Below are 16480 nucleotides of genomic sequence, written 5' to 3'. Positions count from 1 at the left end.
TCCGCACAGCAAGCAGCCGCCGAAAGTATAGGCTCATGCTTACTGTGCGGATTGTATCCAGCACAATAAAAAAACATATTCGAATGAAAAAAATTACGCTTACAGTATGTAGAAAGGTGCTCCTCGTTGCAGCTTGCTACCTAGCAGCCGTAAGCTGCTCGAAAGATGATGGAGATACACCCGGGAAGGGAGAAGAAATACCGGGAGTAGTAACGACCACGCTGCAGACATCGCAGTATGAGGTGCTAACCATAGAAGCACCCGTAGAGATAAAAAGCGGAACAACCTACCAATGGAAAGTTGACGCTACCAATACTCAAGCATACAACCTTGTACAGGTTGCCACCAATAAGGTTGAGTTTGTAGCCATTACCGATGGCTCTTATAAGTTGACGTTGCTTAAAGAAAACAGCACCACCCCTATTTATGAAGCATCGATTACCGTAAAAGCAAAAACGGCTTCCCCGTACATTGCCAAAATATTCGACTTTTTGCCTACTGTTGGCCAGTTTACCAACGTGCTACCCGACTATAAGGAGGGAGACACAAAGGAATCCATCCTTAAAAAGGTATACGACTACATTGGGGGCGAAAACAAGAAAAAGTACATGATAAGCCTTGGCGGTTTTGGTGGCTACGTCACCTTTGGCTTCGATCATACCATTGTAAATCTATCTGGACTACGAGATTTTCGTATCCTTGGTAACGCCTTTTACGCAAACGCCAACCCAAATCCTAATGCACCCCAAAAAGGCGGAAGCTGCGAGCCGGGTGTTATTATGGTTGCCTACGATAAAAATAAAAACGGTAAGCCCGACGACGATGAGTGGTACGAAATAGCAGGCAGCGAGTACAACAACCCCAAAACGATACATAACTACGAAATTACCTACTACAAACCCGATCCAAGCAAGCCTGCAAAGCCCGATGGCGGATTTATGTCGGACACCGAATACATCCGATGGACTGACAACCAAGGGAACTCGGGTTACAAGTCGAAAAACACCTTCCATACCCAAAGCTACTTTCCTAACTGGGTTAAGGAAGATAAAATAACCTTCAAGGGAACCTTACTACCCAATAATTCGAAGGAAGAAAGTGGCCAAGGGAAGTACTGGGTACTCTACGCATTCGATTTTGGCTACGTGGATAACATCCGCAACGAGGAAGACGATTCGGCCATAGATATCGACTGGGCTGTAGATGCTAACGGCAAAAAAGTACACCTCCCAGGTGTCGATTTTATAAAAGTTTACACCGGCTTAAACCAAGAGTGCGGCTGGTTGGGCGAATCATCGACAGAGATAATGGGGGCATACGACCTACACCTACTAAACGAAAAAATTACTACTCGAAAATAAAATAAAACATTAACCATTAACGACCATGAGAAAAATTGCAAAAGGCTTACTCCTCCTTACAGCTGCCCTACTGATAGCATCGTGCAGCAAAGACGAAGAAGTAGAACCCATCAAGATTACGATAAAAGACACCTACAGCATAGATCGCTGTAAGGTTTTGGAGGTTACACCAACCATTACTGGCGACGAAAATGCAACCTACCTGTGGATGGTCAACGATCCTGTTAACAACAGAAAAGATTCTACCCTATCAACCACCAAGGAGCTGCAGTTTATTGCAGCAAAAGCAGGAACCTACGACCTTAGCTTTACCGTAACCAAGCCAGGCAAGGTTGAAACACGAAAAGTTCAAGTAAAGGTTGCCGACACCCAATACCTAGCAGGAGTTAGCGAAGTGGTAGGCTATTCGCCATCGGTTGGGTATATGGTAAACGATCTTTTCTTTAGCAAAGATGCCAAAACAACAGCAGAACACCTTAATGTCCTCAACAACCAGATCAAGCAGAATAAAGATGCTGGGATGAATGTTTACTTGGGCACATTTGGTGGCAACGCCACCTTTAAGTTCGACCACACCATTGTCAACCTTACCAATAAAAAAGATTTTAGCGTATCCTCGAGCTATACCACCGTTTTGGGAACGGTTTGGGTAGCCTACGATAAGAATAAGAATGGGAAGGCTGACGACGATGAATGGTACGAAATTGCAGGAAGTGAACATGCAAAATCGACCACCATTCGCGATTTCCAAATGACATTTAATACCCCTTCGTACGCAATAAAGAGAACCGAAACCATTTCGTGGAGCGATAGCAAAGGCGGCACTGGCGATCTGAAGTATTTCGTTGTTATGCCCGAAAACTCAAGATATCCTCAATGGCTGGCAGACCAAAAGCTGGTTCTGAAAGGAACTCGTATAACCAGCCCTGGATTTGACCTCAAAACGCTAGAGAAAACATGGGGATACGCAGGAGCAGGAAAGATAGTTAACGAAAATATCATAAACGATATCGATATTGACTGGGCGATTGATAAAAACGGAAAGAAGGTAAAGCTACTTGGTGTTGATTTTGTAAAAATTGTTACCGCAACATTCTATCCCGAACAGGAAGACGACAATGACCACTTGCGCATCGCCAAGATAACCGATTTAAGCATCTAAAAAGTTTCCCGAAAGAGCTATTCTTTACTATGAGGATAAAACCAAACTACTATGAAAAATCGTTTATACCTCCTGCTTGCAGCATTTATTCTTGCAGGAATTTCCTCTTGTAACAAAGAGGACGAGCTGGCATCAACCAGCTTACAGCCTACATCATTTCAGGTAAAAGAGAAGAAAAGTATTGTAATAGAACCTGAGATCAAAGATAAATCTGCTCAATACGCTTGGTTTGTTGATGGAAAACTAACATCGACAGCCAACAAGTTGACCGTTACAGGTGAAAAAGTCGGCGTAAAGACCATCACTTTAAAAACCACCTATCTCGGAAAAACGACAACATCAGGCTACTCCGTAACCGTGCTTCCTTACAACATCAATTACGTAACATTGGATGTAAGCGGCTACAATCTCTCTCAAAATGGGATTGCAACAACTGGAGGTTACTACTGGAATCAGACCTACGCGGATACTAAATTTCAATCTCAGATATTTACCTTTTCCCATACCGGCGGAAACGTTTCTGGCTACGCATACTGGGACGGTTTTACCATATCAAACTCTACCGATAGGTCTAACTACGGAAGACCAGGCAGTTCGGACGGATGGATTGCCCACCAGTGGGGCTGTATGGCGTCTGGAGATACTCCTCAAAACTTTCTTATTGGATACTGGGGGTACTACATGAAAGACTATCAGGCTACAGGGAGTACATTTAACGAATCTCAGTATTCCAACTGGATAAAGATTGAAAATGGATCCAACCGTTATGAAGCAGTTAGCGTTAACATTGCAAACCACCCCTGGCCACACTTTGGCATTCTCTATGGAGATGGATTTGCTCGAGCCTTTGGAGTAGGAGACTACTTTAAACTGCTTATTTACGGTGTTGATGCCAATAATAACATAAAAAGCACTCCTGTAGAATGCTACCTGTGCGACTGTAGAACATCGGTAAAGGCACCTAGACAAGGATGGATTAATGTTAACCTATCTGCACTTGGAGAGGTTAAGTATCTCCTTTTTAAAATGGAATCTACCGACAATAGCGGCCAGTACGGCCCTAATACAGCCGTATACTTTTGCTTAGATAAGCTAGTTGTAGATAAAATCTAACTAAATTCAAAACAAACCTCATAGTAGAGCATCTGTTTTCAGGTTGTTTATGCCCTTATATAATGTGACGAGTGCGTTGCCATTGCGAAGTGGCAGCGCACTTTTATTGAGCAAAGAACTAGCCTAATACCGGCAAGCAGCAGCTTGCAGAAGGCAATTTTGCTTAATAACATACAAAAAAGCCCGTCTTTTAAAATTTGAATTGCTAGATTTGCCGCCCTATTGGTGTCCTCTTTACCTACAAGTAAAGAGCGATGAAAAGGGAATCAGGTGTAAATCCTGAACAGTACCCGCTGCTGTAATTCTCGCAAACCAAGGCATCCATGCCACTGTCCGAAAAAGGTTAACGCCTGTCGGATGGGAAGGCGCCTAAGGTTGAGATAAGTCAGAAGACCTGCCAATGCATATTTCGAAATATTTTGCCTTCGGGAGTTAGGGCAAAGTAGAAAGGTCTTGCTGTATTTACTCCTTTCTATTGCTCCCTTCGCGCATATATTTCTGGCTGTATTGATATTAACTATATCTTTTAATATGTACCAGAAAAGAGTTCTTTACCTATTTGTGCTTACCCTTTTAGGCAGCATAGATATTTCAGCACGGACACTCTATGGGCCACCGCTGGCCAATAAAGAGTTTGGCATCTCTAACCGCTTCGGCTATCGGCATGGCACAATCGAAGCATTTAGCCAAGTACCACCCGAAGATGGGCAGGATATCAAAATCTCTCAAACCCATCAAACCATTGTTGTAGACAAGGAAATAAACTTTTACGATGATGGAGGCCCTTCTGCAAAATGCAGCGCAGGATTTAAAGGGTCTATCACCTTTAGCCCATCTACACCAGGTAAAAAGGTGATGATGGAGTTCAAAACATTTGATATCTTCAACACCTCCTCGGTTGGCTACAACGATATTTTTAGGGTATACAACGGGAAGGTGGCTTCGGAGAGCGAACTACAGGGTGAATACCTAACCAACCCCTACATACTTAAATCGTGGGCGGCGGACGGCTCCCTAACCATCACATTCGAAGTTAAAACAGGAATTCCCAGAGATGGTTGGCACATCGTTGTCAAAGAGTTTACACCCGAACCAATGACCGTTGATGCGGCGGATTGCTCGCAGGAGGTAAAATACGAAGCTCCTGCCGGGACGCAAAACATCAACATTCTAAAGCTGCGTATTACCACCAAAAACACTAAAGATCCGCTAGTACTCCAATCGGCCCGCTTTACCACAAAGGGAAGCGATAATGCCACCGAAGATATTGCAATGGCCGACTTGTGGTACTCGGGTTTAGCCAACGATTTTAGCAAGGCAACAAAGGTTGGAAACAGCGCTGTTAACCCCAGCGGCGAATTTACGCTTACCTCAGCTCAGACGCTAAAGGAAGGCGACAACTACTTTTGGCTTACCTACAACCTATCGGAAAAAGCCACCAACGGTCACAAAATTGACGCCACCTGCGACCAAGTTCTCCTAAGCGGCCAAGCAGTTGCTACAACCTCATCCGATCCCTTCGGAAATCATACCGTAAGCAACATTTATAGAATGAAAGAGGGCACTTTTACTCAAAAAATTAGCGGAGAATGGGGCTTTTCCGACGACAACAAAGGTTCGGGAGGAAAGTATAACGGTAGCACCAAAAACCAGGTGGTTACCTTTACTCCTACCGCTGCTGGACACGTAATTCAGCTCGATTTTGACAAGTTTGACCTCTACTACTCCTCCTCGAGCTACGGAGCTAAAGCCCAATTCGAAGTATATAGCGGAACCGAAGTAAAAACCTCCGCTCTTCTTTGGAAGCTTGATAACGCCAGCAAAGCAAAGGTTGGTCCTGGCAAAACATTACGTTCTAACGATGCAAACGGAGCCATCACCATTCTTTTTAATGCAAAAGAGTCGGCTTCCTACTATACAGCGGCAGGTTGGGAAGCTCGCGTAAAGGAGTATCTCCCCGTAGAAATGAAGATAAACAGCCTTACGGCAGATCAACCAACGACCGAAGCCGTAAAGCCTGGCGCTACAGACATGCCGCTACTACGAATCTGCGCAGAAACGGTAGGCAACCTATCTCCTATTAAGCTAGAGTCGCTAAACATCAACCTAAAAGGAAGCGCTAACGCAGTCTCCAAGTTGAAGGTTTACAGCACTGGCCCATCCCCCGAATTCAGCACGACAAACCTTTGGGCTAACGCGGATAAAATAGAAGATGCCCTGACCTTAAGCGCCAATTCGGAGTTAGCCGAAGGGAAAAACTACTTTTGGGTAGCCATAGATGTTGCCGAAAATGCAAAAAATGGAACAGAGATAGACGCATCCATCATAAGCCTTGCGTATGGTGGTAAAAAAATAGAGGCCACGGCTGGCGATCCAGATGGCAGCCGCCGAGTTGTTAACGAATACCTTCTTGCAGCTGGCGTAAATCCAACTAAAACGATTGATGATTTTCTTCTATTCTACGACGATGGCGGAAAGGATAAGAATCATAGCAACTCGTTTGATGGAACCGTAACCTTTGTACCTGCCGATCCTACGAAAAGCATAAAGATCGACTTCACCTCCTTTAATTTGGAGAAGGGAGATAAGTTTGAAGTATTTGCCGGTAAAGAGGTAAACTCGGAAAAGCTAATATCTGTACTATTTGGCGACAAACCTCCCCGTGCCATCGTATCCACCTCGGACGACGGAGCGCTAACCATTCACTTCAAATCGGATAAAAGCGTAAACAAACCAGGTTGGGAAGCCTCCGTATCAACGACCATTCCACAACCCCTAAAAATAACACAAGTTAGCGCAAGCCAACCCAATACCAATACAATTGTAAGAGGAAGTAAAGATGAACTTCTCCTAAAAGTTGTTGCCACTGCCGATGGAGATAAAGGAGTAATTTCCTTAGATCAGCTTTCGTTAAACCTTACCAATAGCGCAGCGATAGAGAGCATAAAAGTCTACTACACCAATAACAACGACTTTTTTGCAACTACAAATCAACTTAGTAGCGCTGTCCCTGTAAATGGAGATAAGGTAGATATCCATATTGGACAAAAAATTGGGAAAGCAGAAAGCTACTACTACTGGATTGTTGCCGATACAAAAGTTACTGCAGCTCCGAATAGCGCTATAGATGCCTCATTAACGGCAGCAACAGGAAGCGAAGGGAATCTTACGGTTAAAGATGGCAACCCAGAAGGCGATCGTAAAATAGTTGGAGGCGCCAAAGGCTCCTTTACCATTGGTTCTAGCAGCAATGCCAACTTTAAAACATTTACAGATGCGGTTAACTCCATTAAAGATGGAGTTGAAGGCGACGTTACTTTTACGGTAGAACCAGGAGAGTACAATGAGATTGTAACAGTACCCCACATCAATGGTGCTACAGAAAATGCACGGATTACGTTTAAAAGTCAAACAGATAATGCCAGCGATGTAAAGGTTAAGTTCGACAGCTACAAAGAACCAGAGTATGGGAAAGATCCATACGGGGTATTCAACATTGCAGGTGCCGATTTTATCAGCATCGAAAATATTAGTATCTCAACTGAAGATCCTAAGTTTGAAGCGGTCGCCTACATTTCCAACATCAGCAAGAATGTCACCATCAAGGGCTGTAGCATATCTGCAAAAATGACGACTTCCTTTTCCGAAGACATTGCCCTTGTAAAAACAAAGGCAAACAACCTCGAAGGACAAAATAACGACAACCTAACCCTTGAGAATAATAATCTCACAGGAGGATACATTGGTTTTTATGTTGGAGGGACGGGATACGTCGGTCTAACAAAAGAAAAAGGAGCGACCATTCGAAACAACAGGCTTACAGACCAAGGCTCCAAATCGATATATATAACCGACGAAGAGGGAGCAACTATCGAAGGAAACATCATCAAGAACTACAGTACAACCAAAAGCGGATTCCAAGGAATGGACTTCTACAGGTTGGTGGGGAGCAGCCTTATCTCTAAAAATGCCATCAATATAGCCAAAGCACCTGGGGCAAAAGGGATAGAATGCCGTCCTATTCAAAACGACAGAGGGCAGGCGCTAATTTGTAACAACCTAATTTCCATTGTTGGCAACAACAGCAACGAAACAGGAATTCTTCTAAATTCGGATTGCTACGGAGTTGGACTTCTATACAATACCATCTCTATATCAGGAAAAGCAGCAGATTCCAGATCATTCTCGGTGGAAGGACGCAGCCAATCGCTAATCAACAACGTCCGCATAGCCAACAACCTTTTCCAAAATAGCGCAGGAGGCTCCTCTATCTATATTCTTAAAGACGGATATCAAAATGGGATCGTATTCGAAAACAACGCCTACTACTCCTCCGCCTCTACCCTTGCAAAAGTTGGAAGTGTAGCTGTTACATCCTACAATGACTGGAGTAGCAAAGCGGCAGATACAAAATCTATAGAAAAGAAGGCTGAGTTTTACTCCGAGGAGGATCTTCACCTAAAATCAGCCGATGGATTCAGTATAGCCATCCCAATAGATGTTGTTAAGACCGATTTTGACGGAGATACCAGAAGTAACGACAAGCCATTTGTTGGAGCCGACGAATATAATGCCCCAGATCAAATGGCACCCGCACTACTGGAGGGCTACCCCAAGATTAAAAATCTTACCCACATCAAAGCAAATGCGCTGATAAAATCCAACGAAAGCGGAAAGTGCTTTTACCTACTTACAGATGGGAAAGCAGAAATACCTGCACAGCTCGTTCTAAAAGAAAAAGGATCTGCGGCTACATTAACGGCAAAGCAGGAATTAGATATCAAGCTAGACGAACTAGACGAGAATAAGGAATACCTTCTAGCATTCGTACTAGAGGATGTATTTGGAAATATTTCGGACGTTCAAAAACTTCCCTTCAAGACCCTATTCCGCCCTACCGAAATATCTACATTCGAAAAGCAAGAGGAAAATGCAGCTGATGTTACAGACGGAACCTCTAGGTTTGTTGGATTTAAGGTAGTAAAGGGTGATGGAGCCAAAGGCTCAAGCACATTTGCTCGTTACGACAGCAAAGCATCTGCTTCAATTACCATTTTGAATACAGATAAGGGTATTGCCGTAAATGGTTTCTTTATCCGTAGCGCTTTGCCCATTACATACTGGGGCATAAAAGCCGATGGGTCTAAAACACCCAGCAAAACCATCAGCTCCGAAAAGTGGACCTACGCCTGTCTTTTCGATCTTGGCGAAATATCAAGCGTTGAGTTTGATGCAGCAGCTGCATTTGACATAGATAACTTCAGCGATAAGCCCGAAGCGCTTTACTACAATGGGAAGTACGAATATTCGGCTCTACAAAACGAAAGGTTTACGCTAAAAGCCGATTTCGCAGGAGGAGCAAATCCTATCGCAGTAACTTGGTTCGATACTAAGAACCAGAAAAAGTACACTGGAGATGTTCTTGACATCATCCCCCAAGCAACTGGTAAATTTACTGTATCAGCAACTGACGCCTTTGGACAAACCTCTTCGGCCGAGATAATCCTTACAGTTGAGGGAATAGCAGACGTGGCCACCTTCGAAGACCTCAACCTAGCGCCAGAATCGAGGTGGTGGGGCTACGATAATGCCAGCGAAATATCGGACTACTTCTACAGCGGCTCGTACAAGTTTAATAATTTCCTTAAAAAGGAGTGGTCTACGTGGTCTGGTTTTGGCTATTCTAACTTTACCTCTACCGAATTCACCGGTAATTTTATGCTAGAGCAGTTCCGCTCTGCGGCAGGTCACGGAGCCAAGAACTCTAAAACCTACGGAGTGGTTTATCCTTTTGGTTTTTCTACCCGTATCGAAGCCACCAACAAACCTGATGGCGACATCATATCCGGAACTTACGTTACCAACACCGCTTGGGTGGCTAGCGTTATCCGCAACGGCGATAGTATGACTGGCGAACCGTTTAAAGCAGGCGATTGGTTTAAAGTGGTTGCCACCGGCTATGATGCTACAGGTGCTCAAACTTCGACTTCTGAATTTTATCTTGCAGACTACCGCTCGCCAGACGCCAAAGATCACAAGCTATTTACCGACTGGACTTGGTGGGATTTATCAGCATTGGGTAAAGTTAAAACTATTGGTTTTAAGGTTGAAGGATCGCGCAGCAACAGCTACGGACTTACCATTCCAGCCTACTTCTGCATCGATAACTTTAACGGCCCAGACAAGGCACCCTACGTGGCCAATCCTATTGTTAAGCAGCAACCAAAGGCTAAAGATAAAGTCCTGACATTAGATCTTAGCAACGTTTTTGCCGACGATGATGCCCCTGCAGGTAGTACCATTACCCTTGAAGTGATCTCGAACAGTAATGTAGAGCTAGCGCAAGCTTCTATTGCAGAGAAGATGCTAACGGTAAATCTTACTTCAAAGAAAAAAGGAGCGGCCACCATCACGCTCAAGGCAACTAGCGAAGGGAAATCGGTAGAGCACACCTTTGTCATCGAAAGATTGGATGAGGCTCCTTACGTTACAAATCCTATTCCTAATCAAAAAGTATTTAAAAAGAACCAAGTTCTATACTTTGATTTAAAAACTGTATTTGCAGATGATGATGCCCCTGAAGATAACATCATATCGTACGAACTTGTGAAAAACAGTAATGAAGCACTATGTTCTTCTCAAATACAAGACGGAAGGCTAAGCATTTCTTTTAAGGATCTAGAAGAAGGAACTGGCACCATAACGATAAAAGCCACGAGCGAGGAGTGTGGTGTTTTGCATACTTTTGATGTGGAAAAAGCAATCACATCTAAGATAATCCCAGAAATCAAATGGGTAGCGCCTTCTTCCATTACTTATGGAACAACTTTAAATAACGAACACCTCAATGCATCTACGAATGTAGCAGGATCAATCACCTATCTTCCTACCATAGGCTCACTTCTTCCTGTAGGAAAGCATGTTATTAAAGCCATATTTACACCAAAAGATCCAGAAAGTGTGGAATTTGCAACCCAAGAAATACTCATTACTGTAGAAAAAGTTCAACTTACCATTAGTAAGCCCAACATAGTTACAGCCAAACTTATTGATGGAAACAATAAAGCCATTATCAATAGTTTAGGGAAATTGAATGGGGTTATTTCCATGGATAACGAAAATGTAACTGTTACGGCTAATGCATTTTTTGATGATGCGAATATAGGTTCCAATAAAACCATTACCATAAGTTACACCATTGCAGGTAGTGCTTCTGCAAACTACATTGCACCGCTCAATGACATAATTACAGGAGCATCCATTTCAAATCCAATTGTGATAAGTAAAGGAACTGAAGTAAATATGGCTGGTTGTGAAGGAAATCAGATTGCCATCCACTACTCGCTTACCAGCGGAACTCCTTACGAATACAAAATACGATACGCAGAGGATGCTCATATAGCTGGTTTTAAAGATTTAGAGTATCAGTTAGTAGAAGCAAATCATGTTTATCTTCCAATTCCAGAAAAAGCCACCGATGGTACTTTTCATGCATTTTTACAGTTTCGTGATATAAATGGATTTGAAAGCAACTCTATTCCGTTCGAGTTTACCATCAACGTATCGGCAGATGCGATTGTTACCAAGTTTGGTAACGTTGTTCTGGTAGACAACAGCAGTAACCGCTACAACGGATACCAGTGGTTTAAGGATGGAAGCGCAATTACAGGTGCCACACAACAATACTACAAAGATCCGAATGGACTTAACGGAACATACCACGTCCGTTTAACCACCACCACAGGACATATTGTAAACACCTGCTCCAAATCGTTAGCAATAAAAAAGACTGAAAGCAGCAGCATAAGCGTGTATCCAAATCCGGTACAAACCGGAGTTCCTTTTACAGTTATGTTAAAAGGAATAGACATTTCTTTACTACATGGGGCTGTGTTGGATATTACCAACGCTCAAGGCATTACGGTATGCTCTCTACACAAGGTAGAAGAGAATAACAAAATACTACTTTCAGGGAGTAATGGCATTTACCTAGGCCGTGTAGTTTTATCGAATGGAGAAAAGCTAACATTTAAGATTATCCTAGCAAATTAAATTAAAGAGGTTGCCCGTTATAGAGTGCACTCTAACAGGCAACCTCTTCACCAACTAAAAATTAATGATGAAACGTTTTTTTGTCGCGCTTTCTGCGCTCACTATAGCGGCATCGGCAGCTTGCCAAACCACCGAACGTAATCTTTTGGTTGCAGTTGGAGGAGGTCAGCATCAGCTTTTTTATAAATTTAACGATGGAGATAAGAAGGGAGGGTTAGGCTACAACATCAACACCCGATACTCTATTTTCTTCAATTCACAATGGGGAGCTAGCGCAGGACTGGGAGTTAGCTCCTATAAATCGTCGGTTACCCTAAACGTTAAGAGTGCAACACCTAGCGTTGACTCCGAAGGCGACAGCTATGAACTCAGAACTAGCTACAACCAATGGGAAGAGAAACATTCGGTTGTTACATTCGATATTCCGCTAGGAATAACCTACAGAAGTACGCTCTCTCCAAAAATCAGGATGAGCTACACTTTTGGAGGTATTTTGCAACTGCCTATCAAAACTTACTATAAGGTTAACGATGGTGGTATTATTACCTCGGGCTACTACAGCAAATGGAATGTTGAGTTGTTTAATATCCCAGAACAGGGCTTTAGAACCTACAACGAGCGGCCTTCGGGTAACTTCTCGCTCCGCCCTTCGTTAGGTCTATTTGCCGATTTTGGGACTAACTATTCGCTTTCCGAAAAGCTAAGTTTATACGTTGGAGCCTACGGAACCTACGGCTTTAACAATTTGCTTAAAACCGATAGCCAAACCATTCTCAACAAAAATGGCGAATACCAAAGCATGCTAAAATCCGACAGGGCGTCTAAGATTAACATCCTTTCTGTAGGACTTAAGATTGGAGTGACATGGAGCCAATTCTGCGTTAAAAAATAGCCTGTCTGTTTTATGAAATATCTTCGAGATACTATTTGCAGCAACCGTACTTTATCGAATAGTAAAACCAAATGCCTATAAGAAAAAACTTACCTTTCTATCAACATGCGGTGGGTAGCATCGCTTGATATAGTTCTACGCTGTTTGTTTTCGCTACCCATCGCCAGCCGCATACATTCGCAGGTATGCGGCTTTTAAGCAGCCCTAACAAGGCTATATTACCACAAACCAGCAATATAAAAAATTTAGCTACCTTTGTACCTGTAGCAACTCGATTCCTCTTTAAAGCAGCTCTGCTGCCTCGCAATCGCACTAGTAAAGTAATCGTAATACATTATAACATGCTTGGATTAGAATTACAGCTGAACCTGAAAGAGTTCATCACCGCTTTTATGGTGCTTTTTGCCGTGATAGATATCACCGGCTCAATACCCATTATTGCAACCCTCAACAACCAGGGGAAGCATGTTCATGCAGGAAAAGCAGCCCTTATCTCCCTAGGGATTCTTATTGTATTCCTTTTTGCAGGGAACGCCATGCTTAAGCTTTTCAACACCGACATTGCCTCGTTTGCCGTAGCCGGCTCGCTTGTCCTTTTTGCACTTGCGCTAGAAATGATTCTCAATATCGAGATTTTCCGTAACGATGGACCAAAAGGCTTTGCCACCATCGTACCTGTTGTATTTCCGCTGATAGCAGGTGCTGGAACCCTAACCACCACCCTGTCTCTCCGCTCGCAATACCACGAAAGCAACATCATTGCCGCAATATTGGTAAACATGGGAATTGTTTACCTCGTGCTTAAAAACATTCATTTAGTCGAGAAATTCTTAGGCGAATCAGGAATCTACATCCTCCGCAAGATCTTCGGGATTATACTACTTTCGATGTCCGTCAAGCTCTTTTTCTCGAACCTAAATATACTCCTGCATCTATAGCGTAAGCCATTAGCAATAATAAAGATCTAGGGTATCCTAAGCCGCTTCATAAAAGTGGTGCTCAATGAAGCTCGAGTTACCTTAAAAAAAAGAATAGGGTGGTTATAAAACCACCCTATTTTCTATTCGTTAAACTTAACAACCTCGCGCTCCTTGTATTTGATTGCGTTCATCAGCTGATTTTTAATTCCAGCCAGCTGTCCCTCCTTAATTTTTGACAAAATTTCCTCGGCACGATCAAACTCGCCACGTTCACGGTCAATCTCGGCTTTTAAAAGGCGCGAGTACACGTCAGCGCTATCGAGAAGGTTGTACAGAATTGTCATATTCTGCGCCCAAAGTTCCTCATCGCCCTCGTTTTCAAACATCGGTTTATCGGCCCTTACGCGGTCGTTAAAGGCCCATAACAGCTCCATGCGTAAAATTTCCTCCTCGTCGGTGGTTATCACCTCGGCATCAAGCATTCCTGCATACTGAGCAATGGTTAGCGGCTTCAGCGAAGGCATCTCCTCTGTTACCTCCACCTTTGGCAAGCTGGCATCCTCTATCCAAAAACATTCGCCACAGGCAGCACAAGCGGCCACCTCTAGAGCCTCGTCCAACTCTGGCGAAAATGTCTTTCCATCAGAATAGATTTCGTAGCTCTTTAGCTTGGTCTTTGGCTTTCTCATTTTGTGATGTGCACCGCAGTTTGGACACTCCACCACCTGAAATTCTTTTATCATCATTTCAAAATTTTATTACTTCCACGAACGAATAAATAGCACCATCAGCAAACCATAAATTTCTAGGCGCCCTAGTAGCATCAGCAACGTGAGCCACCACATCGCCGCATTGGGTAGGTTACCATAGTTACCTAAGGTTCCTACAAGACCAAAGCCGGGGCCTACGTTACCTAAACATGCAGCCGAAGAGGAGAACGCGCTCAGAATATCGAGCCCAAATACCCCCATTACCACCGTAGAGATAAATACAATGCAAACGTAAAATACAATATACAACAACGATGCGCTAACTACCTCATCAGCAATAACCGTTTTCCCAATTCGTACAGGGATAACGGCATTTGGATGCTGTAGACGCTTTATCTGGGTTCTGATAGTGTTTCCAAAAAGGACGATCCGATCTACCTTAATGCCGCCAGTTGTAGAGCCAGCACAGGCTGCCTGCAGCATGAATAGGGTAAGGATCATGATGGCAAACGATGGCCACATGGAAGTATCTGCATTAAAGAATCCGGTAGACGATGCCATAGATGCCACCTGAAAGAAACCGTGCCTAAAAGAATCGAGCCATGATGAGCTTACGCTAAGCCTTAATCCCAACGAAAGTACCAGCGCACCAATAAGCACCGTAAGCAGGTAGTATCTTGCGACCCCCGATTTAAACACCGACACCTGCCGATGCATCACCGAAGCGTAAATAAGGCTAAAGTTAAGTCCTGATACCACCATAAATATCATAATGATAAGTTCAGCAAACGGATTACCCAATCCAGCCACGTTGCTGTTGGTCATGGCAAAACCGCCAGTAGATATGGTGCTAAAGGAGTAGGCAATGGCATCCACCACCGTCATCCCCGAGAAGTACAGGATAAAGCTCTGAATAAGCGTTAGAGCCACGTACACCACCAATATCATGCGCAACGAGTTATTTACCCCCTGCGAAAAATTGTGCTTCGAAAGCGACGACATCTCTATTTTAGAAAGGTTGGCACGAGCCTTACCCAATGAAGGTAACACTACCAACGCAAAAAGAACCACGCCGCCACCGCCAATCCATTGGGTCGATGCCCTCCAAAATAGGATGCTCATAGGGAGACTTTCCACGTTGGCTAAGGTAGTTGCCCCTGTGGTGGTAAAGCCCGACACGCTCTCGAACCACGCCTTGGTTAACGAAAATTCTCCACCCCAAAAAACGTAAGGTAGCATGCCCACCCCACAACTTACAAGCCACGACAAGGCCACAATCATGTAGCTTTCCTTTAACGAAATATCCTTATACGACGGCACAAAAATGAAAGGAAACGCCCCCATTAGCGATGTCACCAAAAAGCTAAGCAGCAACGGGAAAAAGCCAGCATCAAAGTCGTTCAGAATTGAAACCGTTGTTGCAATAAGCATAAAAACGGCATTCAGCAGTAGCGCCATCGATATATACCGAACAATAACGTAGGGTCGCATTACTCTTCTATCTTATTAGTTTTATTTTGGGCAATCAGTTTCTCAATTGACGATCTAAGCAGCCCTACCTCGTCTTGAGTATCCACCTTTACCTTAAAGGGAATGGAGTGCTTCACGTAATTCTCTACCCCTTGTGTTATCTTTACAATTGGCTGAATAAAGTAAAGGTTCACAAAATAGTTAAACAGCACAATAAAAATGATACCGACACCAATGGCAATCAGCCCTGGCATTATTGCCCGGTTGGCCCCCACCTCCATCATCTTCGCATTTTCGTAAAGCGATTTTTGGTTGATGGATATCAGTTCGTCAATAGCCTCATTCAGGCTATCATGTACCACCACAAACTGGCCAAAATACCACTCAGGAGTTCTAGGTGCAGTACTCAATGTGGCGCTATCAGCCAGCACCCTAAAGCTACGGTAGCAGCTATCAATAGACCGTACGAGGCGATCTTCACCCTTTACGGTAATGTTATTAAGCGCAACAGTGTACGAGCTTTTAAAGTAGCGCTCGCCGCTTACAATAAGCCTAGAAGCATCCTCACCTTGCCCATTTATCGCCTTAAGTACCCCCTGGTTTATCTGGTGCGAGGCTTTAAGCATCTGCTTCGACACCTCTATCGACTTTAAGTTATCCTTAAGAAGTCCCTGCATCGAGTTCTCGATACTAGTCAGCTCGTATATTGCAATAATCCCCGAAAGGAATAGCAACGTACCAACAACTATAAAGCCGGCAAATATCTTGGTTTTAATCCCCATAGCTTCTTTAATTTACAA

Annotated in this window: 9 protein-coding genes and 1 riboswitch; of the genes, 6 read left to right on the top strand and 3 right to left on the bottom strand. The window is 43.7% G+C overall.

Annotated features, from left to right (window positions below):
* The first annotated feature begins 83 nt into the window (after positions 1-83).
* From L990_RS13195 to L990_RS13165, 6 genes are all read left to right on the top strand, one after another.
* A complete protein-coding gene (locus L990_RS13195; protein WP_156121572.1) occupies positions 84-1361 on the top strand; it encodes a cell surface protein in 1278 nt (425 codons plus the stop codon).
* 25 nt (positions 1362-1386) lie between these two features.
* Entirely contained in the window at positions 1387-2523 is a 1137-nt protein-coding gene (locus tag L990_RS13190) for a PKD-like domain-containing protein (protein ID WP_047450177.1), read from the top strand.
* A gap of 51 nt (positions 2524-2574) precedes the next feature.
* Positions 2575-3636, top strand: coding sequence for a DUF4465 domain-containing protein (locus L990_RS13185; RefSeq protein ID WP_052181006.1), 1062 nt, complete (start codon positions 2575-2577; stop codon positions 3634-3636).
* A gap of 206 nt (positions 3637-3842) precedes the next feature.
* A riboswitch (cobalamin riboswitch) is annotated at positions 3843-4053 on the top strand.
* A 114-nt stretch (positions 4054-4167) separates the two neighbouring features.
* A complete protein-coding gene (locus L990_RS13175; protein WP_052181005.1) occupies positions 4168-11688 on the top strand; it encodes a DUF4465 domain-containing protein in 7521 nt (2506 codons plus the stop codon).
* 64 nt (positions 11689-11752) lie between these two features.
* Positions 11753-12580: a hypothetical protein gene (locus tag L990_RS13170; protein ID WP_156121570.1), complete on the top strand. Its 828-nt coding sequence runs from the start codon at positions 11753-11755 to the stop codon at positions 12578-12580.
* Positions 12581-12921: 341 nt separating this feature from the next.
* A complete protein-coding gene (locus L990_RS13165; protein ID WP_047450235.1) occupies positions 12922-13518 on the top strand; it encodes a MarC family protein in 597 nt (198 codons plus the stop codon).
* A gap of 122 nt (positions 13519-13640) precedes the next feature.
* Here the strand turns inward: L990_RS13165 and L990_RS13160 are convergent, their stop codons facing one another.
* Genes L990_RS13160 through L990_RS13150 form a run of 3 tightly spaced genes read right to left on the bottom strand, consistent with a single transcriptional unit; the run spans position 13641 to position 16462 of the window.
* Entirely contained in the window at positions 13641-14246 is a 606-nt protein-coding gene (locus L990_RS13160; RefSeq protein WP_156121568.1) for a hypothetical protein, read from the bottom strand.
* Positions 14247-14258: 12 nt separating this feature from the next.
* Entirely contained in the window at positions 14259-15701 is a 1443-nt protein-coding gene (locus tag L990_RS13155) for a TrkH family potassium uptake protein (RefSeq protein WP_052181004.1), read from the bottom strand.
* The gene (locus L990_RS13150; protein ID WP_047450164.1) at positions 15701-16462 is read right to left on the bottom strand and encodes an MCP four helix bundle domain-containing protein; all 762 of its coding nucleotides are present in this window, start codon (positions 16460-16462) and stop codon (positions 15701-15703) included. The genes L990_RS13155 and L990_RS13150 overlap by 1 nt, the downstream gene beginning before the upstream one ends.
* Positions 16463-16480 lie beyond the last annotated feature (18 nt).

Source organism: Alistipes sp. ZOR0009, assembly GCF_000798815.1.
GTDB lineage: Bacteria > Bacteroidota > Bacteroidia > Bacteroidales > ZOR0009 > Acetobacteroides.
Note: the sequence above shows the minus strand (reverse complement) of the source record. Positions and strands in the feature narration are given on the sequence as shown.

What these genes read in the sequence shown, in the direction of transcription:
- L990_RS13195 (WP_156121572.1), top strand. Translation starts at nt 84, where the DNA reads ATGAAAAAAATTACGCTTACAGTATGTAGAAAGGTGCTCCTCGTTGCA.
- L990_RS13190 (WP_047450177.1), top strand. Translation starts at nt 1,387, where the DNA reads ATGAGAAAAATTGCAAAAGGCTTACTCCTCCTTACAGCTGCCCTACTG.
- L990_RS13185 (WP_052181006.1), top strand. Translation starts at nt 2,575, where the DNA reads ATGAAAAATCGTTTATACCTCCTGCTTGCAGCATTTATTCTTGCAGGA.
- L990_RS13175 (WP_052181005.1), top strand. Translation starts at nt 4,168, where the DNA reads ATGTACCAGAAAAGAGTTCTTTACCTATTTGTGCTTACCCTTTTAGGC.
- L990_RS13170 (WP_156121570.1), top strand. Translation starts at nt 11,753, where the DNA reads ATGATGAAACGTTTTTTTGTCGCGCTTTCTGCGCTCACTATAGCGGCA.
- L990_RS13165 (WP_047450235.1), top strand. Translation starts at nt 12,922, where the DNA reads ATGCTTGGATTAGAATTACAGCTGAACCTGAAAGAGTTCATCACCGCT.
- L990_RS13160 (WP_156121568.1), bottom strand. Translation starts at nt 14,246, where the DNA reads ATGATGATAAAAGAATTTCAGGTGGTGGAGTGTCCAAACTGCGGTGCA.
- L990_RS13155 (WP_052181004.1), bottom strand. Translation starts at nt 15,701, where the DNA reads ATGCGACCCTACGTTATTGTTCGGTATATATCGATGGCGCTACTGCTG.
- L990_RS13150 (WP_047450164.1), bottom strand. Translation starts at nt 16,462, where the DNA reads ATGGGGATTAAAACCAAGATATTTGCCGGCTTTATAGTTGTTGGTACG.